The following is a 20,105-nucleotide window of genomic DNA, read 5'->3' as shown; positions in this document are numbered from 1 at the left end:
ATGCGTATCCTTGGGGGTCGAGATGATCACATTTATTGCCGCTATCGCGCTGCTTGTCCTGGGGTATTTTACCTATGGCAAGTTTGTCGAGCGTGTATTCAAGTTCGATGACAAGCGCAAGACGCCGGCCTATGCGATGCAGGACGGCATCGACTATGTGCCGATGAATACAAAACGCAACTCATTGATTCAGCTGCTAAATATTGCCGGTGTTGGCCCGATCTTCGGGCCGATCCTCGGCGCCCTGTACGGCCCTGTGGCGTTTTTATGGATTGTGGTGGGCTGTATCTTTGCCGGGGCGGTGCATGACTACCTCACCGGGATGATCTCGATTCGCAATCACGGCGCGCATCTGCCGCAACTGGCGGGTAAGTTCCTCGGAAAGACAATGAAGCATGTGGTCAACTTCTTCGCCATCTTGCTGCTGCTGCTGGTTGGTACGGTCTTCGTGACCTCGCCTGCAGCGCTGCTGGCGAGTATCACACCGTTTAACATGCTGCTTATTGTCGCGGCGATCTTTGCCTACTATCTGGTGGCCACGCTGCTGCCGATCGATAAGGTAATTGGCCGCATCTACCCTTATTTCGGCGCATTGCTGCTGTTCAGCGCGGCAGGCATCGGTATCGGATTGGTGGTAACGGGGGCGCCGATCCCTGAGCTTTCTCTGACCAACATGCATCCGCAGAATGCACCGATTTTCCCGCTGCTGTTTCTGACCATCTCCTGTGGCGCGCTGTCGGGTTTTCACGCTACCCAGACGCCGATCATCTCGCGTACCACGCAAAATGAGCAGAACGGTCGCAAGATTTTCTACGGCATGATGATTACCGAAGGCGTTATCGCAATGATCTGGGCGGCGGCGGCCATGAGTTTGTTCCATGGCGATACCAGCCTGTCCGCCGTATTGGCGAACGGTGGCCCGGCAGCAGTGGTCAGCGCTGTATCGACGCAAATGCTGGGTGCGATCGGCGGTACTCTGGCGGTGCTGGGTGTCATCGTGTTGCCGATCACCTCAGGTGACACGGCGTTTCGCAGCGCGCGCATGATCATTGCTGACTATCTCAAGATCGATCAGCGTCCTATTGCCAAGCGTCTGATGATCGCAGCACCGCTATTCGTGCTGTCGTTCGCGTTGACCAAGATGGACTTCACTCTGCTGTGGCGCTATTTCTCCTGGGCCAACCAGACCACGGCAGTTATCGCGCTGTGGGTAGGAACCATGTATCTGGTACTGGCGCGCAAACCGCACTGGATTACCTCGATACCGGCGGTCTTCATGACCATGGCGACATTTACCTATATCGCCTATGCGCCAATTGGATTGGGGCTTTCAATGCAGATCAGCTATGTTGTCGCGGCACTCGCAACCCTTTTGTGCATCGCGCTGTTCATGAAGCGGGTACGCCGCCTTTCAGGAGGCATTTTTGCAGTGGACGAGCCGGTGGTTCCCGTGGGTTACACGCCACGCAATACAGCGTCAGCCGAGGCGATCAGCTAATTCTTGCGGCCATATGAGCGGAGACGCTAGCGGTACAGCGGACCTGATGTAGTGCCGTTTAGCGAAGTCGCAGCAGTAGCAAAAAAAGCGGTAGTACCAGAAAAAAAGGGCGGCCCATTGGGCCGCCCTCTGTTGTTGCATTAGCTTGCTTCATACCGCGTGTCAGACCGATATTGCTATTTACTGGTATCGTCGACGCTGAAATACTTATCATGAAGCTGCTGGTAGGTGCCGTTGTCCTTCAGCGTTTCGAGGGCGGTGTTGAATTTCTCGGCCAGTTCCTCGTCGCGCTGACGGAAGGCGATACCGAAGCCTTCACCAAAATACTGCTTCGGTTCGGTGATGGGTTCGCCAACCATCTTGTAGTCCTTGGCGTCGCTGTCGAGCATTGTGGTCTTGCCGATCGGATAGTCGAGGAAGGCGATATCGAGACGGCCTGCATCCATATCGACGACGAGATCATCGGCCGTACCGTAGCGCTTGATCTCGGCGACATCGCCGTACAGGTCGGTGACATAGTTATCCTGCAACGTACCGCGCTGTACGCCGATGCTCTTGCCTTTAAGACTCTGCTTATCGGGCGTTCCGCTTGCAGCGTTACCCGGTGCAAACCAGGCGGAGGGCGGTGTCAGGTACGGTTCAGAGAACAGCAACTGCTTGCGGCGTTCATCATTGATGGTCATTGATGACATGATGGCATCGAACTTGCGCGACATCAGGCCGGGAATAATGCCGTCCCAGCTCTGCTCTATCCACTGGCACTTGATCTCGGCCTGTTGGCACAGCGCATTGCCGAGTTCGATGTCAAAACCGGTCAGCGTGCCGTCAGGAAGCTTGTACTCCATCGGTTCGTAGGGAACATCGACACCGATGCGAATGCTGTCGTAGTCGCGCGCCTGTGCGCCGGAGGCGGCCAACGCGGCGCCGAGCAGGGATACGGTCAATAATTTTTTCATCTTCAATCCTCTATTGTTATACGAATGGCCTGCGTTTCTTTCGGCAACCGCGCGTTTTACCAGTTACGGTTTGGCCGCCTCTAGTGCTGCTTCGCCGAAGTACTTGATGACCAACTGGTCGTAAGTACCGTTTTCTTTTAGTTCATCAAGGGCGGCGTTGAATTTCTCGGCTAATGTCGTATCACGTTGACGAAAAGCGATGCCGAAGCCATCACCAAAATATTTCTTCGGTTCAGATACCATTTCACCGACGGTCTTGAACTGTTTGTCCTCCTGATCGAGCATCGTGGTCTTGCCGATCGGGTAATCAAGGAAGGCGAGATCAAGGCGACCTGACTCGATATCAATTACAATATCGTCCGCAGTCGCGTAGCGCTTGATGTTGGCATCGGCGTACTCATCAGTGACGTAGTTATCCTGCAGGGTACCGCGCTGCACGCCAATGCGCTTGCCCTTGAGTGCCTCGGGTGACGTGGCGGTGATGGCGCTGTCGGCGGGCGCAAACCAGGCTGAAGGTTGCACCAGATACGGTTCAGAGAATAAAAGCTGCTTGCGACGCTCATCATTGATGGTCATCGCTGACATGATGGCGTCAATCTTGCGTGATTTAAGGCTGGGGATAAGGCTGTCCCAGGCTTGCTCGTTCCACTGGCAGTTCATGCTGGCCTGCTGACAGAGCGCATTGCCGAGTTCGACATCAAAGCCGGTCAGCTCGCCACTTGCCGTTTTGTACTCCATCGGCTCGTAGGGCACGTTGAGGCCGATGCGGACGGTGTCATTGTCACGTGCTTGCGCAGCGGTTGCGGTGAGTGCTGCACCCAGCAGCGTGACGGCCAGTAGTTTCTTCATCACACACTCCTGCTTACATTGGGAACGTCGTGCTTTGTAACGCATGACACAGTTCAGGTCGCACTGACTCTTCGGTTCGATTATGTCTGAAATGCCGTATATCAAATCTTGATGTCGTAATCGAAGTATTTCTTCATCAGCCGGTCGTAGGTACCGTCCTGCTTGACGGTTTCAAGCGCCTGATTGAACTTCTCTGCCAGCTCTTTATCCCGCTTGCGAAACGCGACCGCTGCGCCTTTGCCGAAGATACGCTCGGGTTCACGAATGCCTGGTCCGACCTGCTGATAGGGACTGTCAGGTGAAAGAAAATTCAGCGTTTCCAGTGCCACTGGATAATCCATCATCGCCAGATCGAGGCGGCCGGCCTCGAAGTCGGTAGCAACGTCTTCGGCGGTAGCGTAGCGGCGAATGGTCAGGGTGTCGGCGTAGAACTCGCTGAGGTAGTTATCGCGGATATCACCGCGCTGAACACCGACTGTCAATCCCTTCAGCGAGGCCTTGTCGTCGATATCGATAGCACTGTCCTTGCGGGCAACCCATATGCTTGGCGTCAAGTAGTAGGGCTCGGAGAACAGCACCTGCTTCTCACGCTCCGGCGTGATCGACATTGACGACAGAATAGCATCGTACTTGCGCGCTAAAAGTCCCGGGATAATGCCGTCCCAGCTTTGTTCGACCCAACTGCATTTGAGCTTGGCCTCGGCGCACAGCGCATCGCCGAGTTCGATTTCAAAGCCTGTGAGCTTGCCATCGGCGGTGCGATACTCAAAGGGCGTATAAGGCACGTCGACCGCAATCCGTACATTTTCTCCCTCGCGGGCACTGGCGGCCTGAGGCAGTAATGTTGTGCAGGCAAGTACGGCAGAGAGGATATGTATTGTCTTTTTCATTTCGACCCTCAGCGGTTCCGCTAGAAGAAGTTATCGATTATTAGGTTTCAGGTGCACCAGCAGACGTTTTTCGAGATGGCGGAAAAATCCCTGAATCGAGAAACTCAAAGCCATATAGATGAACGCAACAAAGATGAAGGCCGGGAAGGGCGCGTAGAAGCGCGAGTAGACGTAGTACGCCGCCCCGGTCAGGTCCATGATTGTTACTACGCTGGCGATCGCGCTGGCGTGGAGCATGAAAATGACTTCATTGCCGTAGGCTGGCAGTGCGCGCCTGAAGGCGCTCGGCAGGATAATACGGCGCATCATCATGGCCTTCGACATGCCAAAAGCACGAGCCGCTTCGATTTCGCCCTTGGCCGTCGATTTGATCGCGCCATGGAAGATTTCAGTGGTGTAGGCGGCCGTATTGAGAGTGAAGGCGAACAGCGCCGGATAAAGCGGGTCCTGGACGAAGAACCACAGCCAGGAATCCTGAATGCCGGGCACGAAGGCGAAACCGTAGTAGGCTAGATAGAGCTGAATCAGCAGCGGTGTGCCGCGAAATATATAGGTGTAAAGCCAGATACTCTTGCTGACGAGCTTAAGCGGTGAGCCACGGCCAATGGCCAGGGGTACAGCGAGAGCAAGCCCGATCAGAAGCGATATGAATACCAGTTGGACGGTATTGACGAAGCCATCCCAGTACATGCCCAGCGTGTTGACAGTGAAAATGTCATTGCCGTTGAGGTAGCCCGCGATGGTTTGCAATAGTTGTTCCACGCTCATGTCTCCCCGAAGCCAACGTTATAGCGCTTGGTCAGCCACTTGAAGAACAGCTCCGAGACACTGGCGATAGCCAGATAGCCCACCGCTACCGGCAGCATGAACAAAAAGGGCGCATGTTCGGCCTTGGTCGCTTCATCGGCGATCTTGACCATGTCGGCGAGGCCAATGATGGACACCAGCGCGGTGGTTTTCAGCAATACCATCCAGTTGTTGCCAAGCCCCGGCAACGCATGGCGCATCATTTGTGGAAAGTGAACTCGCTTGAAAATCTTCCAGCTGTTCATGCCGTAGGCACGCGCGGCTTCGAGCTGTCCTTCGTCGACGGCAAGAAAGGCGCCGCGGAACGTTTCGGCCATGTAGGCGCCGAAAATGATGCCAATGGTGATCGTGCCGGCAACGAAAGCGTTGATATTGATGAAAATATCGATACCGAAAGCGTCATAAAGCCAATCGGTAAAGGCATTGATGCCGATCTGGCCGCCGTAGAAAAGAAGCAGCATCAGTACCAGATCCGGCACGCCACGAATCACCGTGGTGTAAAGCGTGGCAAAGGCATGCAGAAGGCGTGAGCGCGAGAGCTTGGCGGTAGCCGTTACCAGGCCAAGCAGCAGCGCCAATATTACAGAAAGTACCGCAACTTCGAAGGTAAGAAGAGCACCTTCGAACAAGCGGGGGCCATAGCCGTGGAGATCGATCATCTCTCGTTCCCCATGAAAGGTATACGGGACATCATTGTTGTCATCAGCGTTGTGTCAGCGGTTCGGCGCCAGGAACTGTTTTAGCCGGGGGGACTGAGGGTTGAGCAATACTTCACTGGGCGGCCCGGCTTCCTCGACCAAGCCCTGATGCAGATACATCACCTGGCTTGACACATCACGGGCAAAATCCATTTCGTGAGTGACCACGACCATGGTGCGTCCCTCGTCGGCGAGTTCGCGCATGACACGCAGCACATCGCCGACCAGTTCCGGATCAAGCGCTGAGGTCGGCTCATCGAACAGCATCACCTCGGGCTCCATCGCCAGAGCGCGGGCAATGGCACCACGCTGCTGCTGACCGCCGGAGAGTTGGGCAGGATAGTAGTTGGCACGCTCAGCCAGCCCGACGCGTCCAAGCAGGGCCATGCCACGCTCACGCGCTTCTTCCTTGGAGATGCCCAGCACATGGATCGGCGCTTCAACAACGTTCTGCAGGAGCGTCATGTGCGCCCACAGATTGAAGTTCTGAAACACCATCGACAGCCGCGAGCGGATCAGCTCAACCTGCTTCCAGTTTGCAGGCTCGCGACCCTGGCGGGTCTGCTTGAACAGAATCGGGTCGCCGTGGACGATAATCTCGCCTGCGTCAGGAAGCTCAAGCAGATTCATGCAGCGCAAAAACGTACTCTTGCCGGAACCCGAGGCACCGATCAGGGTAATGACGTCGCCTTTGTGCGCCTTGAGTGACAATCCCTTCAATACAGGGTTGTCACCGAAACGCTTATGCAGATCATTGATTTCAAGAGGAATTGCCTTGTCGGCCATGAGTCGGAAACTCCTGCGGTATGGCACGCCGTTCACATCGATGCCGGGCGCTCCGGCACGCAAAAGTGGCACATTCTAGCAGGGCGCATGTCGCTTATGTGTAAAACGAATGCCCCATTAGCAAAAAGAATGGCAATCAGGGGGCGTAATGTGCCGCGAAAAGTAGCTTACGTCTACAAAGCGTGTGACGGAATTGTGCTGGACTGGCAATTGAGGCGCTGGTTGGAGGGATGATGCTCGTCATAAAGATGACTCCTGTTGTTGTTATAGCACTATTGTCAGCGGCGATTTGACCGCTGTGGCTTCAAGGCTGTGGTATTGCTGGTGGCGCTACGGGATGCACCAGTAACGCGGCACGGGCGCCCGTTTCTACACGGGCATTGGGAAAGACGACGCAAAGCGGCGTATTGTCTGGCACGCGATACACTCCGGCCTTGGCATCACGAGCTAGCACGGTGCCCGGCGCAAACGCCGTGAAATTGGCGGTATCGTCAGGAAAGCACAGCTCGAACTGGGATGATTCGCGTATCAGCTCATCGACGACAGTGAAAAAGGCCATCGATTCAGCGGGTGTCTGGCGAGCAGGTCTACCGGCAAGTAACGCCTCGAGCAGTTTGCGCATCGGCACCAATGGAGCGAGATCGTTAGCGCCGAAAGGGGCGACCTGCCCCAGTTCCAGCGTAAAGCCCTGTGCGCCAAGATAATGACGTGAAAAATGCGAAAACGTCCAACTATGGGTGTGCTGGGAGAGCACGGCCTGGATTCCTGCGCCCGCCAATAATTGCCACTGCTCGGCTAGTGTGGGGGCTGCTGCAAAGGGTTCGACGGCAAAGCGCGGATAGCGACTGGTACGGATTGCGGTGTGAAGGTCGTAATGCAGGCGCGGACGATTCCGCTCGGGGTCGTGACGGTCGAAAAATGCTTCCACTTCCTGCATCAGCAGGCGGGCGCGGCGATGCTCGTCGCTGTTGCCCGATACATCGCGCTTGAACAGGCGGTTAAGGTTGGTGTCGACATAGCGTGTCGCTTGCTTAATCGCCGGCGGGTTGCCGAGAATCAAGAGCACAGGCGCACCGAGCGGGTAAAGGCCAGCCTCAAGACGGGCCAGTACGTCACCGAGAAGTTCGATCGGCGCGGTTTCATCGCCGTGAATGCCGGCAGAAATGACGCTGACGGTACTATCGCTCACGCGGCGATCAGGTACCAGCTCAAGCACTCCCGGCGCAATGATGTGATAACGCCCGCCGGGCACGCGCCCGCGCTGCGAAGCGTTGGGTTCACTATCGAAAGTTTCAGAATCGAGCGTAATGTCCAGCCAAGCGTCGAGCATCAGCGATGGCTCCAGCGTGAAGTGATGCCAAGACGATAACGCAGCCGCGACACAAGACAAGTTGGGACGTCGTCAACGCGAAAAAACACGATCATTGCATAAAAATGTTACATACGATTGGGCACGCTAGCTCACCAGGCGCAGCCCGATTACTGCAACGACGATCAAGGCGACGAAAAACAGCCGGGCTGGCCGACGAGATTCGCCCCAGAGCAGCATGCCTAACGTGGTGCTGCCCAGCGTGCCGATGGCAGTAAAGACGGCGTAGGCAACGCCTAGATCGATGCTGCGCATCGCAAATGACAATAGCGTAAGCGAAGTGCCGAAGCCCAACGTCAACAACAGCAAGCCGGCGCCGGGGCGGCCGCGACTGAAGCGTTCAAAACCAGCGACGCCGACGATCTCAAACAGCCCGGAAACGATCAGTGCTAGCCATGCCATATTAATCTTCTCCATCCCGGCTGCTGACGACTTTGAGCCCGACGATGCCGGTCAGTAACAGCGCAATCAGGGCGATCGTCGCCCAGCGGAAGGGGGCATCAAGAAACAGCATGTCGACGGCCACCGTACCGGTAGTGCCAAGGCCGACAAACAGCGTATAGACGGTGCTGGCCGGCAGTACCTTGGAGGCCTGAATGGCAAGCGTCAGGCTGATGGCTACCAGCACCACGACCAGCAGCCACATGCCGGGACTGTCGGCATACTTGAGGCTAACGGCCCAGCCCACTTCGACCAGCGCAGCCGGTATGAGTAACCACCATCTCGTCATGACGCGTCCCTGTCCATGTGTAATCAATAACTAACGACCGTTAGTTAGATTGACGGAGTATAGTGTAACGTGCGGTGTCAGGCAATCGGACGACGCAGCCTGCGATAATCGCTAGGATAGGCGGCAGAAAATGAAAGAAACGCAACGGTGGACAGGAGCCCATGCAGACAAGGGATAAAATCGAGGCCGCAGCCCTCAGATTATTTGCCGAGCACGGCTACGAGGGAACGACACTTGCACAGATTGCCGCTGAGGTGGGTATCAAGAAACCTTCGCTCTACAACCATTTTGCCAGTAAGGAAGTCCTGTTTCTGACGCTGGTCGAGCACGTCGAAAACGAAATCATTGATCGTTTCGATGCCAGCCTGGCTCAGCACCGCGAAGAAGACATCGAGACACGACTTTATCGCCTGCTGACCGATCTGAATGCGTTCATCTTCCAGGCCCATAAAGGCATCCTTTACAAACGCTTCATGCTGTTTCCTCCCTCGTCGCTCAAGCCAGCGATCACCGCTATCAATGCTAGAAGCGAGGCGCATATTGATGCAGGGTTGCGCAGTTTATTCATACAGGCCAGAAATAGCGGTGCGATTCGTGAAATGAACGAGCGGACCTTTATCGCAGCGTTCTATTGCCTGAGTGACGGTCTTTTAACTGAAAGCTTTCTCTATCCGCGCGAAGAGCTGGAACGCCGCCAGGACGATGCATGGAGCATCTTCTGGGCCGGCGTCACACCCTCAAGGTAACAAGGTAATTAGTGGGCAGGGCAGGACGATTCATGGTCGACCATGATCAGTCCGTCCACATCGAAGCCTTTATCGCGAGCGAAGTCGACTAAAGCGGTAAAGTCAGCCTCTGCCATGGTCGGCGTGCGTGACAGTATCCATAGATAGTCATGACTCGGCCCGGCTACCAGGGCATGGCGATAGCTTTCATCAAGATAAAGGATGTTGTAACCCCCATAGAAGGGGCCGAAGAAGGATACTTTCAAGCGGCCGTTAGGCTTGTGCTTATCGTCGAAATAGGCTTTTCCTTCGGCTTCGTCCCATTCCTCTTTCTGCGTGTCATAGCCACGATTGATGACCTTGATGCCGCCGTCGGCACGTGCCTCATAAGTTGCCGTGACGCAGGATAAACCACGCTCGAAGCTGTGATCGAGGCGGGCAATTTCATACCATGTGCCGAGATAGCGCTCGACATCCAATTTTTCGATAGGCGCGGTGCCGCTGGGAATATCGGTATGACCACCCATGGCGGTAACGAGCCCGCCAAGCATTCCTTTCAAATCAGCTATATCCGGCATAACGTCTCCCTGTTCGCCAATGCATTACGTGTTCATCACTTCTATGTCTTGAATTTAGTCAAAAGTTGCCTGAATGGTGCATCATTATCTCAAGCTTAACGCTATCGTGCCGATTAAGAGCGTTAATGGATCATCTACGATGAAGGTGGTCTGGCATCTTTCCGATCAGATAGCAGGCCTGCCTGCATAGAGTGAATTGAGATATGAGCACGCCATCAATGGTCGTCAAGGCCGCCCCCGTCTCCCACAAAAGAAAGAAGGCGATGTTTCGTACCGCCAAGGCCGAACAAAAACCGCCCATGACTATCGGCAAGAAACTGTGGATGGGCTTGGCGCTGATGTGGGTCGGCATGATCGCCATCGTTTTCAGTCTTGCCCTGCAGAGCCGCACTCAGATGTTCGATGAGCGCAAGGAAAGTCTTTCAAACGTCGTCCATCTGGCGACCGGTATTGTGCAAGAGTACGCCGCACGGGTGGAGACAGGTGAATTGACCAAGGCGGAAGCTGAACAACGCGCATTCGACATGATCAACAGTATCCGTTTCGGTGCGGATAACAAGAATTATGTCTTTAGCTTTGATAGTCAGGCACACATCCTGAACCATCCACGTCGTGAACGCGGCACCGACATGTCAACCTACAAGGACGACAACGGCACGGCGGTTTATCAAGAGCTGGTGAGCGAAGCCAAGCGCAACGGGGCAGGTTTCGTTGAATATGTGTCACGCGCTGCTGAAGGCGACGCGATCTATCCCAAGCTCAGCTACGTCAGCCTTTTTGCGCCCTGGGATGCCTACTTCTCTGCCGGTGTCTATGTCAATGACATCACCAGTGCCTTTATCGACAATCTGATACGCTACTGCTTGCTGCTGTTAGCCGTTGGCGGGATCGTCACCGTAGTCATGGCATTGTTGATCCGCAATATCTCACGCAGCCTTGGAGGTGAACCTTTTGAGGCCAACCGGATTGTAGGGCGTATCGCCGAGGGTGATCTGGGCGTGCATATTCCGCTGACCAAAAACGATCAGTCGAGCCTGATGTTCAACATCGCCCAGATGCGTGACAGCTTGATTGAAACTGTCTTCACCATTCGTCAGGCAAGTGAATCAATCGATGTCGGCGCACGTGAAATCGCGGCAGGTAACAACGATCTGTCATCACGTACCGAACAACAGGCTGCATCGCTTGAACAAACAGCGGCAAGCATGGAACAGTTGACTGCCACCGTGCGTCAGAATGGCGATAACGCGCGCCAGGCCAGCCATCTGGCGGCGCAGGCATCAACGACCTCCTCGCAGGGACGCGACGTGGTGCAGCGTGTGGTCAAGACGATGTCGAACATCACCACAAGCTCACGCAAGATTGAAGACATCATTTCCTTGATCGACGGGATTGCCTTCCAGACCAATCTGCTGGCCCTTAACGCTGCGGTGGAAGCCGCTCGTGCCGGAGAGCAGGGCCGTGGCTTTGCCGTCGTTGCAGGTGAAGTGCGCTCGCTGGCCAGTCGCAGCGCTGATGCTGCCAAGGAGATCAAGGCATTGATCGCGGCCTCTGCCAGCCAGGTCGAAGCTGGCTCGGCGTTGGTTGATGAAGCGGACAGCACGATGCAGGAAGTGCTCAGTCACGTGCAGCGCGTTTCCGATCTGATGAGTGAAATATCGGCCGCTTCCGCTGAACAGACCACGGGAATAGAGCAGGTCAATGAGGCGGTAACGCAGATGGATCAGGTCACGCAGCAGAACGCAGCATTGGTGGAAGAAGCTGCAGCAGCGGCAGGGTCGTTGGAAGACCAGTCTCGCCACCTGCGTGAAACCGTAGGACGTTTCAAGCTTGACGCCGAGGATAGCGTCACGGCTTGACGCTCAAAGGCAGTAAACGACAAGGGATGACCGTTATGGTCATCCCTTGTTGGTTTTCAATCGTGCCAGCGGCACCGTGAAGTGATTACTGCGCTATCCACTGACCATCGTCATTCTTGATCAGGGTTACATCGTCATCGATATTCTGGGTTTCCTGATCGACGGTAATCTTGCCGGTGACGTGACAGGTCCACTGTTCCTGATCAGCCTGAGATTCTTCACTGGCCTGACCTTCTTCGCCGTTCTGGCCCTGCTGGTCATCCTGCGCGTCAGCATCATTTTTCTTGCAGTCACTGACCTTGTCGAGATCGACCTGGAATTGCAGCTTATCGAGCTCATTTTTCTGCTCATCGTTGCCAAGCTGTGCGGCCAGTCCCTTGAGCTGGTCGATCTGCTGATTCAGCGTCGCTTCCATGGCCGCCTTGACCTCACTCTTGCCGGGCGCACTATCCGAGCACCCTGCCAACGTGAGAGGAAGGGCGGCTGCCAGGGCAATAACAGTATGTTTGAGGTTCAAAGCCATGAATGAAGTGTTCTCTTGCAAATGAGTCTGTAGGTCAATCTGAACGTGTCGTGCCGACAGGTGTCGGCGAACGGGTCATGCTAGAAGGCGCGCACGGCATTGGCAACCATAAGAGCGCCTGAATGTATGTGCCGCCCGTCTCTTGTCACCCTGAACCGCTGCCAACGCCGCGCTCTTTCAACCGGCCCTAATCGCCTCGGCGATAGCGCGGCCCAGTGATTCAGTGGTGCCCTTGCCGCCAAGATCAGGCGTAAGCGGGGCGTTTTCGGGCCCAGCGGCAAGCACGCGTTCGATGGCCTCGACCACGGCTTTACCCGCCGCATCCTGACCGAAATGTTCGAGCATCATCGCCCCGCACCAGATCTGGCCAATCGGATTGGCGATGCCCTTGCCGAAGATATCCGGTGCGCTACCGTGCACAGGCTCGAACAGGCTCGGGAAACGGCCTTCGGGATTGATGTTGGCTGATGGCGCGACGCCAATGGTACCGGTACAGGCCGGGCCAAGATCAGAAAGGATGTCACCGAACAAGTTGCTGGCTACCACCACGTCGAACCAGTCGGGATGAAGGACGAAGTTCGCGGCGAGAATATCGATGTGGTACTTGTCGGCGGTGATATCAGGGAATTGTTTAGCCATCTCCAGCACGCGCTCGTCCCAGTAGGGCATGGTGATTGAAATACCGTTGGACTTGGTTGCAGACGTCAGCTTGTGACGCGGTCGTTTAGCCGCAAGCTCGAAAGCGAATTTCAGCACCCGATCAACGCCAATACGGGTCATCACCGTATCCTGAATCACCACCTCGCGCTCGGTACCGGCAAACATCTTGCCGCCGACGCTTGAATATTCGCCTTCAGTGTTCTCCCGGACGACGTAAAAATCGATATCGCCTGGCTTGCGATTGGCAAGCGGGCTCTTGATGCCCGGCATCAGTTTGCAGGGGCGCAGGTTGATATATTGGTCAAACTCGCGCCGGAACTGCAGGAGCGAGCCCCATAGCGAGATATGATCAGGCACCTGATCAGGCATGCCGACCGCACCGAAAAAGAGAGCATCGAAGTTCGAAAGCGTCGCCTTCCAGTCATCTGGCAGCATCTTGCCGTGCTTCTGGTAGTAGTCGCAGCTGGCGAAATCGAAGTGTTCGAACAAGAAGTCGATACCGAAGGCGCTACTGACGGCTTCAAGGGCACGGACGCCCTCAGGCATCACTTCCTGACCGATACCGTCACCTGCAATCACGGCGATCTTATACTGTGGCATGGTGTTGCACTCCATCAATGCGTCGGGGACATCCCTGGCGCTTAGCGTAGAAAGGCGTTGATATGCCGGAGCACTTCTTCCGGCGCTTCTTCGGGAAGGTAGTGGCCGCAGGGCAGCGCTTCGCCATCGACATCATTGGCAACCTTACGCCATTCGGCGAGAGCATCGAATCGTTTTTCTATAATGCTATGCTTGCCCCACAGCACGCGCAGCGGACACGCGATACGCCGGCCAGCTACCTGATCGGCACGATCATGGTCAAGATCGATGGTGTTCGCGGCGCGATAGTCTTCACACATGCCATGTACGGCTCCGGGGGAGGCCAACGCTTGCTTGTAGGCAAGCAATGCTTCGGGCGCGAAAGGTGTAAGGCCTGCGTAGCGGCTGCCCATCACTTCTTCGATATAGGCATCTGTGCTGGGCTCGATCAGCCGCTCGGGCAGTGGCGCAGGCTGAATCAGCAAAAACCAATGGAAGTAGGCGGTGGCAAAGTCACGATCGGTCTGTTCGTACATGGCAAGCGTCGGCGCGATATCGAGCAGTATCGCTTTGGTAACGGCTTGCGGATGATCGACACACAGGCGATGACCCACGCGGGCGCCGCGATCGTGAGCGCAGAGAAAGAAATGATCGAAGCCCAATTCATGCATTACAGCGAGTTGATCCGCCGCCATGGCGCGTTTGCTGTAATTGCTATGGTCAGGCAAGCCGACCGGTTTGGATGACGTGCCGTAGCCGCGCAGGTCAGTGGCGATTACGGTAAAGTGCCCGGCCAGTTGATCGGCGATCCGGTGCCAGATCATATGTGTCTGTGGGTGGCCGTGAAGTAATAACAGGGCAGGACCTTTACCGCCGATCCGGCCATGAATGGTGATGTCGCCGATATCAATATCAAATGGGCGAAAGTGATTGAACATGACGCATTTCCTCCCTGAATCAGGAGTGTAGTCGTTCACATTGGCAACACCGGCCATATCCGCCTAATTATCTCCGGTGGCGCCAGGATATTGATTACTTTGGCGCTGCCGACCTGAATTCTGTAAGGCATGACCTATCCTTGTCAGGACAGGTATGTCATTCGCTATTCGGCTAAACGCCGCTGGAGTCATCATGTTTCCAACGTTTTCACTGCGTTACGTAAACCTGCCGGGACACTTCTACGAGCGCTTTGATCCCGTGCCGGTAAAAGCCCCCAAACTGATTGCCTTTAATCGCGTACTGGCTGAAGAACTGGGCTTTGAGCTTGAGTCCTTTAATGCCGAGCGTGCGACGCAGTGGTTTTCAGGCAATGAAGTGCCACCGGGGGCTGAGCCCCTGGCCATGGCGTATGCTGGCCATCAATTCGGCGGTTTCTCGCCACGCCTGGGTGATGGTCGCGCCGTTCTGCTTGGCGAGGTCATTGACCAGCAGAGCCGGCTGCGCGACATACAACTTAAAGGTGCGGGACGGACACCCTTCTCACGTGGCGGTGACGGACGCTCTCCACTGGGACCAGTGCTGCGTGAGTACCTGGTCAGCGAGGCGATGCATGCGATGGGCATTCCCGCTACTCGCGCGTTGGCGGCTGTCACCACCGGCGAGCGTGTCGCTCGGCGCACGCTTGAGCCTGGCGGTGTGTTGACGCGCGTGGCGTCCAGCCATATCCGTGTCGGCACGTTCCAGTACTTTGCCGCTCGCAGTGACATCGAGGGTCTGCGCATCTTGGCTGACCATGTGATTGAGCGTCACTATCCTGAGCTTCTTGACCACGCTGATGGCGAACGCTATCTGGCCCTGCTGAGTGCCGTGCAGAAGCGCCAGGCGGCATTAGTGGCTAAATGGATGGGTGTTGGCTTTATTCACGGGGTAATGAACACCGATAACACCGCTATCTCTGGCGAGACGATCGATTTTGGCCCCTGCGCCTTCATGGAAGCCTATGACCCGCGCCAGGTGTTCAGTTCTATCGATGAAGGGGGGCGCTATGCCTACGGTAATCAACCGGGAATTATTCAGTGGAATCTTGCTCGCCTGACGGAGACGCTGCTGCCGCTGATCGATGCCGACCAGGACAAGGCCATCGAGCGTGCCACCGAGGTACTCAAGACGTACGCCGGGCAGTACGAGGCCGAATGGTTGACGGTAATGCGCGCCAAACTGGGCCTTGCGCAGGAAGAAGAAGGCGATCGTGAACTTGTTGAGGCATTGCTGGAGGCGATGCATGCCGGACGGGCCGATTTCACGCTGACCTTCCGTCAGCTTTGCGATGTTGCCGAGTCTGATCAGGCACAGGCTGCGCTATTCAAACTGTTTGATCCCCTTGAGGGTATTGATGCATGGCTTGGCAGGTGGCGCGAGCGGCTTGGCCGAGAAAACGATGCATTTGATGTCATCGCAGCGCGCATGCGTGCGGTGAATCCGGCATTTATCCCGCGCAATCATCGGGTCGAGGAGGCGTTGTCCGCTGCCTATGAGGATAATTTCGAGCCCTTCGAGACGTTACGTGAGGTATTGTCTCATCCCTTTGATGATCAGCCCGGTCGGGGAGCCTATACGCTGCCAGCGGCGCCAAGCGAGCAAGTGTTCCGTACCTTCTGCGGGACATGATCCGCAGCAAGTGATGTCCATATCTGGTGACGAAATCTTTCAAGGCTATAGTGGAAAGATACGCATGTTCAGCCGGATAATGGGCCAAGGTTTGGCTACAAGCGGTTTCGCGTCATTGATCGTCAATGTTATGGCAGGGATGCCTAGACATGGATGAATGTAGGCGATACCAGCCGGTCAAGTGGTAATATAGCGGGCTGGCAACTAAAGGGTTGGCGTGCCGTCGATGCTGAGGTCAAGGAGATGCATGGCAATGGAATGTTGGTTACGGCCCGGAGGTCGTCGCTGCATGGCGGTCTATCCTTTCCCGAGGTGTGTGTTTGAGTCTGCGGCCAGAAGGGCTGAGTGGGAGACAGGAATTTGAACATCCTCATGTTCACCAACACTTATCGTCCTATCGTGGGCGGTGTGAGCGAGTCCGTTCAGCGCCTTCACGAGCAGCTTGAACGTCAAGGGCATCGTGTTCTGGTTGTGGCGCCAGCGCTTGCAGGGCAGCCCGAGCATGAGCCGCAGGTGTTCCGTGTGCCGGCGATGCAACATTTCAACGGCAGTGACTTTTCAGTGCCTGTGCTGGTACCGAGTGGGCTGCATGAACGGATTCGTGAGTTCCGTCCGCAAATCATTCATGCCAATCATCCCTTCTTGCTCGGCGATACGGCAGCGCGTATTGCCCAGACCTATCGGCTGCCCCTGGTGTTCACTCACCATACGCTTTATGAGCACTACACCCATTATGTGCCGGGTAACTCCCCAACCATGCAACGCTTTGCAATTGCGCTGGCGACCGGGTTTACCGATATGTGCGATGCCGTGATCGCGCCGAGTGAAAGCATTCGTGATCTGTTGATCGAGCGCGGGGTCACGACGCCGTTGCATGTGGTGCCTAGCGGCGTTAATACCGAGTATTTTTCCAGCGGCGACAGACAGGTTTGGCGAAATCGCCTGGGACTGGCTGATGACGTCCATGTGTTTGGTCATGTTGGCCGTCTCGCTCAGGAAAAGAACTTGCCCTTTCTGACCCGTGCCATGTGCCGTTTTTTGACGCGCACACAAAGTGCCCATTTTCTGGTAGTCGGCGAAGGGGAGGCGCGCAAGGCAATGCTGAAGCATGCCCAGCAAGCAGGCGTCGCCGACCGAGTACACTTTACCGGCGTGCTCAACGGTCGCGAGCTGGTAGATGCTTACCGGGCAATGGATACCTTCGTCTTTGCGTCGCATAGTGAAACTCAGGGAATGGTCGTGGCGGAAGCGATGGCCGCGGGGCTGCCTGTCGTGGCACTCAATGCCTCGGGGGTACGTGAAGTCGTTGAAAATAATCAAAACGGCTTTCTGCTACCCAAGGAAGATGAGGAGACATTCATCGCGGCCCTTGAGCGCATGCTCGACCCCGAGGTGCATCGCCGCCTTAGCGAAGGCTCATCGCAGCGAGCGCGGCTTTACGATCAACAAACGTGTGCCAGCCGCTGCCTTGACGTTTACCAGAGCGTACTCAAGGTACATGGCGAGCCACGAGAAGATGCTTTCGATGAGGCCAGCGCCTGGACTATGGCAAGAAGCCGATTGGAAGCCGAGTGGCAACTACTGCGCCATCGTGGATCGGTAATAAAGGATATGTTTTCGCGAACTCCCCATCACAGCAGCATCAAGGTTGAACTGTCAGGCGACTAAGCGATTCTGCCGGCTCGCTAAGCTGTCCTCACCGTTCGTGATTACGATTCACGACGCTGGGCGAGATGGCGCAGCGTCAGTAATACGGCAGCGGCGACGGCAACGGCACCTGCTGCTAACAGCACATTACTGAGACTGCTGGTCTGCAAAAGACTACCCAACTGACTGCCCGCGACAGTCACGGCGGCAAGTCCCGGCAAAATACCGATAAATGAGCCAATCATGTAAGCGCGAAAACGTAGATGGCAGGCGCCGGCGATCATGTTGGTAAACGTGAAGGGCGCCAAGGGCAGCAGATTGAAGACGATCATGGTACGAATGCCACGGTTGGCCAAGGCATCGGCCAGTTTGTTGATGCGCTGCCCGCCGTAACGTACCAGCGTGTCGCGGCCAAGTTTTCGGCCCAGCCAGTAAGTGCTCATCGAGGCGAGCATGGTGCCCGTCAAGCCATAGGCCAGACCCAGCCAGGGACCAAAAATCAGACCCGTGGTACCGACCAGGATCGTCAACGGAAACACCACAATCGATGCCACGACATAAATGACCATCAATACCATCGGCGCCCAGACGGTATTGCGCAAATACATTGTCTCGGCCAGTACGTTTTGTAATGTTTCGGGCGTCAGATTGTCACCCATCGCCAACCATTGCCAAACCCCTCCCAGCACGGCCATCACAACAACGATCAGAACCAACAGCCAAAGCCGTCTTGGCATGGCGAGTCTCCGCAGATAAAGGAAATGGAGTCTAGTCAGTGGTTGAATGCGCTTCAACTACATACTGCTACGGGTGCGCTGCACTGATTGTCCCTCGGTGATTCATGATTACCCCCAAGCGTCACCCGTTCTCTTTCCGAAATCTCTTACAGGCATGGGTTCGCGGCCCATAGGACAATCCGCTAACGACACGCCGATAGTTAAACCGTCTTTCAGAAAGCATACGCTACTGGCCGTGACGGCATGTCCTTGTTTGCTTTTCTTTGTATTGCCGGCGTAGCGAAGCGTTGAGCAACGTTATCTTCTTCATCGCTACGTGATGTTCTGTGTGATTGCTCGTGGCATGTCCTCTCGATTGATCCGTGCGCCAGTCTGTTCGATGCGCTGCGGGCGGTCACTACCGTTGCAGGGGTGTCTGGTAACCAGCGAAGCTGTTTCGGTCCGAGGTTGCCTCACGCGACGGTGGCTGAAAGCGATCATCTAACCTGGCGTCAGCGAGAATTTCGCCCTGAAGCGTGCAGCACTTAGGCATGGCCAGAAGCCTCGACAGGCCGCATACCATGCTTCGACCCGTTCAGAGTTGTGCACAGGATGACGATTGAAAACGTGTTCGACAAACGGCTAACCTGACCTCTAAGCCCAAGTCTAACTAATGGGCGTGTAATCCATACGGTTATGACCTCAGGAGCCTTTCATGCGTCGTTTGCCACCGCTGGCTTGGATGCAGGCTTTCGAAGCCGCCGCTCGCCACCTCAGCTTTACCGCCGCGGGGGATGAGCTAGGGGTAACGCAATCGGCGATCAGCCAGCGCATTCGCCTGCTTGAGGGGCGGCTGGGGCAGGCATTATTCATCCGTCATCCGCGTAGCCTTGAACTTTCCGATGCTGGTCGCGCCTGGCTGCCCAGCATCCAGAATGCCTTTGCGCGTCTGGAAGAAGGCACCTCCGAGGTGTTTGGCCCCGAACTCGGTGCACCGGTGACAATTCGCGCTACGCCTGGCGTACAGCAGTACTGGCTGGCGCCAAGGCTGTGTCAATTTCATCATGCTCATCCTGAGATAGATCTGAGGATCGTCACCGCCGTCTGGTCACAGCAGTTCGGGCTCGAGGATGCCGATGTCGAGATTCGCTATGGGCGTGGTGAATGGAGCGATGTCGTGGTGCACTCGCTCGGAGAGGAAATAATGACGCCGGTCTGCGCCCCTGAAGTGGCCAAGACGCTACATGCGCCCGCTGATCTCGTGGGTCATACGTTGTTGCACGCCGCCGGCTTCGCGCTCGGCTGGCCGGCATGGCTTGACGTTGCTGGTGTAAAAGGGCTGGAAGAGCAGTGCCAGCGTTTGATCTGCGATACTCAGGTCATGACGCTGCGCCTGGCAGCGTATGGCTGCGGCGTCGCGCTAGTTCATCGTCGTCTGGTGGGCGAGCGCGACGAGTTGGTTGCGCCGTTTACGCGGACTCTGCCAACGCAAGAGGGCTTCTGGCTGGTGCGGCCGGCAAGGCGTGAGCTGCGCGACGTGGCCGCGACGGTATGGGACTGGCTGGCCGGATCGGACTTGGCCGCAACGGAATCTACCTGACGAGAATCATGCCATGCAACACAGCGAC

General features: G+C 56.0%; 20 protein-coding genes. 6 read left to right on the top strand and 14 right to left on the bottom strand.

Annotated features, from left to right (window positions below):
• Positions 1 to 22 precede the first annotated feature (22 nt).
• Positions 23 to 1,498 (top strand): carbon starvation CstA family protein, encoded by a 1,476-nt coding sequence (locus C3Z11_RS09650; RefSeq protein ID WP_106477689.1) that lies wholly within the window; start codon positions 23 to 25, stop codon positions 1,496 to 1,498.
• A 176-nt stretch (positions 1,499 to 1,674) separates the two neighbouring features.
• Here the strand turns inward: C3Z11_RS09650 and C3Z11_RS09645 are convergent, their stop codons facing one another.
• The 9 genes from C3Z11_RS09645 to C3Z11_RS09605 form a co-directional block, all read right to left on the bottom strand.
• Complete coding sequence (locus tag C3Z11_RS09645) at positions 1,675 to 2,454, bottom strand: transporter substrate-binding domain-containing protein (RefSeq protein WP_106477688.1); 780 nt, start codon at positions 2,452 to 2,454, stop codon at positions 1,675 to 1,677.
• A gap of 63 nt (positions 2,455 to 2,517) precedes the next feature.
• Complete coding sequence (locus C3Z11_RS09640; protein ID WP_106477687.1) at positions 2,518 to 3,303, bottom strand: transporter substrate-binding domain-containing protein; 786 nt, start codon at positions 3,301 to 3,303, stop codon at positions 2,518 to 2,520.
• A 101-nt stretch (positions 3,304 to 3,404) separates the two neighbouring features.
• Positions 3,405 to 4,193 (bottom strand): transporter substrate-binding domain-containing protein, encoded by a 789-nt coding sequence (locus tag C3Z11_RS09635; protein WP_106477686.1) that lies wholly within the window; start codon positions 4,191 to 4,193, stop codon positions 3,405 to 3,407.
• A gap of 30 nt (positions 4,194 to 4,223) precedes the next feature.
• Positions 4,224 to 4,955, bottom strand: a complete 732-nt coding sequence (locus C3Z11_RS09630) for an ABC transporter permease (protein WP_262927321.1) — start codon at positions 4,953 to 4,955, stop codon at positions 4,224 to 4,226.
• A 2-nt stretch (positions 4,956 to 4,957) separates the two neighbouring features.
• On the bottom strand, positions 4,958 to 5,659 hold the full coding sequence (locus tag C3Z11_RS09625) for an ABC transporter permease (protein ID WP_106477684.1): 702 nt from the start codon (positions 5,657 to 5,659) through the stop codon (positions 4,958 to 4,960).
• 54 nt (positions 5,660 to 5,713) lie between these two features.
• Complete coding sequence (locus tag C3Z11_RS09620) at positions 5,714 to 6,484, bottom strand: ABC transporter ATP-binding protein (protein WP_106477683.1); 771 nt, start codon at positions 6,482 to 6,484, stop codon at positions 5,714 to 5,716.
• Between the two features lie 304 nt (positions 6,485 to 6,788).
• On the bottom strand, positions 6,789 to 7,814 hold the full coding sequence (locus C3Z11_RS09615; RefSeq protein ID WP_106477682.1) for a succinylglutamate desuccinylase: 1,026 nt from the start codon (positions 7,812 to 7,814) through the stop codon (positions 6,789 to 6,791).
• A 126-nt stretch (positions 7,815 to 7,940) separates the two neighbouring features.
• Entirely contained in the window at positions 7,941 to 8,255 is a 315-nt protein-coding gene (locus C3Z11_RS09610; protein ID WP_106477681.1) for a DMT family transporter, read from the bottom strand.
• A gap of 1 nt (position 8,256) precedes the next feature.
• Entirely contained in the window at positions 8,257 to 8,583 is a 327-nt protein-coding gene (locus C3Z11_RS09605) for a DMT family transporter (RefSeq protein ID WP_106477680.1), read from the bottom strand.
• A gap of 161 nt (positions 8,584 to 8,744) precedes the next feature.
• Here C3Z11_RS09605 and C3Z11_RS09600 point away from each other — a divergent pair, with 161 nt between their 5' ends.
• Positions 8,745 to 9,329: a TetR/AcrR family transcriptional regulator gene (locus tag C3Z11_RS09600; RefSeq protein WP_106477679.1), complete on the top strand. Its 585-nt coding sequence runs from the start codon at positions 8,745 to 8,747 to the stop codon at positions 9,327 to 9,329.
• Positions 9,330 to 9,337: 8 nt separating this feature from the next.
• Here C3Z11_RS09600 and C3Z11_RS09595 read toward each other — a convergent pair whose 3' ends face one another.
• A complete protein-coding gene (locus C3Z11_RS09595; RefSeq protein WP_394810202.1) occupies positions 9,338 to 9,886 on the bottom strand; it encodes a lipocalin family protein in 549 nt (182 codons plus the stop codon).
• A 203-nt stretch (positions 9,887 to 10,089) separates the two neighbouring features.
• Between C3Z11_RS09595 and C3Z11_RS17185 the strand changes: the two genes are divergently transcribed.
• A complete protein-coding gene (locus C3Z11_RS17185) occupies positions 10,090 to 11,745 on the top strand; it encodes a methyl-accepting chemotaxis protein (protein ID WP_317450662.1) in 1,656 nt (551 codons plus the stop codon).
• 85 nt (positions 11,746 to 11,830) lie between these two features.
• Here the strand turns inward: C3Z11_RS17185 and C3Z11_RS09585 are convergent, their stop codons facing one another.
• The 3 genes from C3Z11_RS09585 to C3Z11_RS09575 all read right to left on the bottom strand — a co-directional run bounded on the left by C3Z11_RS09585 (position 11,831) and on the right by C3Z11_RS09575 (position 14,445).
• Positions 11,831 to 12,268 (bottom strand): hypothetical protein, encoded by a 438-nt coding sequence (locus C3Z11_RS09585; RefSeq protein ID WP_106477678.1) that lies wholly within the window; start codon positions 12,266 to 12,268, stop codon positions 11,831 to 11,833.
• Between the two features lie 177 nt (positions 12,269 to 12,445).
• Positions 12,446 to 13,528 (bottom strand): tartrate dehydrogenase, encoded by a 1,083-nt coding sequence (locus C3Z11_RS09580; protein ID WP_106477677.1) that lies wholly within the window; start codon positions 13,526 to 13,528, stop codon positions 12,446 to 12,448.
• Positions 13,529 to 13,569: 41 nt separating this feature from the next.
• Positions 13,570 to 14,445 carry an alpha/beta fold hydrolase gene (locus C3Z11_RS09575; RefSeq protein ID WP_106477676.1) on the bottom strand — a complete coding sequence of 292 codons (876 nt, stop codon included), beginning with the start codon at positions 14,443 to 14,445 and terminating at the stop codon, positions 13,570 to 13,572.
• Positions 14,446 to 14,638: 193 nt separating this feature from the next.
• Here C3Z11_RS09575 and C3Z11_RS09570 point away from each other — a divergent pair, with 193 nt between their 5' ends.
• Positions 14,639 to 16,114, top strand: coding sequence for a protein adenylyltransferase SelO (locus C3Z11_RS09570; protein ID WP_106477675.1), 1,476 nt, complete (start codon positions 14,639 to 14,641; stop codon positions 16,112 to 16,114).
• Between the two features lie 372 nt (positions 16,115 to 16,486).
• Positions 16,487 to 17,782, top strand: a complete 1,296-nt coding sequence (locus tag C3Z11_RS09565) for a glycosyltransferase (protein ID WP_106477674.1) — start codon at positions 16,487 to 16,489, stop codon at positions 17,780 to 17,782.
• Positions 17,783 to 17,823: 41 nt separating this feature from the next.
• Here C3Z11_RS09565 and C3Z11_RS09560 read toward each other — a convergent pair whose 3' ends face one another.
• A complete protein-coding gene (locus C3Z11_RS09560; protein WP_106477673.1) occupies positions 17,824 to 18,498 on the bottom strand; it encodes a TVP38/TMEM64 family protein in 675 nt (224 codons plus the stop codon).
• A gap of 694 nt (positions 18,499 to 19,192) precedes the next feature.
• Here C3Z11_RS09560 and C3Z11_RS09555 point away from each other — a divergent pair.
• Complete coding sequence (locus C3Z11_RS09555; protein ID WP_106477672.1) at positions 19,193 to 20,077, top strand: LysR substrate-binding domain-containing protein; 885 nt, start codon at positions 19,193 to 19,195, stop codon at positions 20,075 to 20,077.
• The last annotated feature ends 28 nt before the right edge of the window (positions 20,078 to 20,105 follow it).

Source organism: Phytohalomonas tamaricis (assembly GCF_003012345.1).
GTDB lineage: Bacteria > Pseudomonadota > Gammaproteobacteria > Pseudomonadales > Halomonadaceae > Phytohalomonas > Phytohalomonas tamaricis.
This window is presented reverse-complemented; position numbering and strand designations above follow the sequence as displayed.

What these genes read in the sequence shown, in the direction of transcription:
- C3Z11_RS09650 (WP_106477689.1), top strand. Translation starts at nt 23, where the DNA reads ATGATCACATTTATTGCCGCTATCGCGCTGCTTGTCCTGGGGTATTTT.
- C3Z11_RS09645 (WP_106477688.1), bottom strand. Translation starts at nt 2,454, where the DNA reads ATGAAAAAATTATTGACCGTATCCCTGCTCGGCGCCGCGTTGGCCGCC.
- C3Z11_RS09640 (WP_106477687.1), bottom strand. Translation starts at nt 3,303, where the DNA reads ATGAAGAAACTACTGGCCGTCACGCTGCTGGGTGCAGCACTCACCGCA.
- C3Z11_RS09635 (WP_106477686.1), bottom strand. Translation starts at nt 4,193, where the DNA reads ATGAAAAAGACAATACATATCCTCTCTGCCGTACTTGCCTGCACAACA.
- C3Z11_RS09625 (WP_106477684.1), bottom strand. Translation starts at nt 5,659, where the DNA reads ATGATCGATCTCCACGGCTATGGCCCCCGCTTGTTCGAAGGTGCTCTT.
- C3Z11_RS09620 (WP_106477683.1), bottom strand. Translation starts at nt 6,484, where the DNA reads ATGGCCGACAAGGCAATTCCTCTTGAAATCAATGATCTGCATAAGCGT.
- C3Z11_RS09615 (WP_106477682.1), bottom strand. Translation starts at nt 7,814, where the DNA reads ATGCTCGACGCTTGGCTGGACATTACGCTCGATTCTGAAACTTTCGAT.
- C3Z11_RS09610 (WP_106477681.1), bottom strand. Translation starts at nt 8,255, where the DNA reads ATGGCATGGCTAGCACTGATCGTTTCCGGGCTGTTTGAGATCGTCGGC.
- C3Z11_RS09605 (WP_106477680.1), bottom strand. Translation starts at nt 8,583, where the DNA reads ATGACGAGATGGTGGTTACTCATACCGGCTGCGCTGGTCGAAGTGGGC.
- C3Z11_RS09600 (WP_106477679.1), top strand. Translation starts at nt 8,745, where the DNA reads ATGCAGACAAGGGATAAAATCGAGGCCGCAGCCCTCAGATTATTTGCC.
- C3Z11_RS09595 (WP_394810202.1), bottom strand. Translation starts at nt 9,886, where the DNA reads ATGCCGGATATAGCTGATTTGAAAGGAATGCTTGGCGGGCTCGTTACC.
- C3Z11_RS17185 (WP_317450662.1), top strand. Translation starts at nt 10,090, where the DNA reads ATGAGCACGCCATCAATGGTCGTCAAGGCCGCCCCCGTCTCCCACAAA.
- C3Z11_RS09585 (WP_106477678.1), bottom strand. Translation starts at nt 12,268, where the DNA reads ATGGCTTTGAACCTCAAACATACTGTTATTGCCCTGGCAGCCGCCCTT.
- C3Z11_RS09580 (WP_106477677.1), bottom strand. Translation starts at nt 13,528, where the DNA reads ATGCCACAGTATAAGATCGCCGTGATTGCAGGTGACGGTATCGGTCAG.
- C3Z11_RS09575 (WP_106477676.1), bottom strand. Translation starts at nt 14,445, where the DNA reads ATGTTCAATCACTTTCGCCCATTTGATATTGATATCGGCGACATCACC.
- C3Z11_RS09570 (WP_106477675.1), top strand. Translation starts at nt 14,639, where the DNA reads ATGTTTCCAACGTTTTCACTGCGTTACGTAAACCTGCCGGGACACTTC.
- C3Z11_RS09565 (WP_106477674.1), top strand. Translation starts at nt 16,487, where the DNA reads ATGTTCACCAACACTTATCGTCCTATCGTGGGCGGTGTGAGCGAGTCC.
- C3Z11_RS09560 (WP_106477673.1), bottom strand. Translation starts at nt 18,498, where the DNA reads ATGCCAAGACGGCTTTGGCTGTTGGTTCTGATCGTTGTTGTGATGGCC.
- C3Z11_RS09555 (WP_106477672.1), top strand. Translation starts at nt 19,193, where the DNA reads ATGCGTCGTTTGCCACCGCTGGCTTGGATGCAGGCTTTCGAAGCCGCC.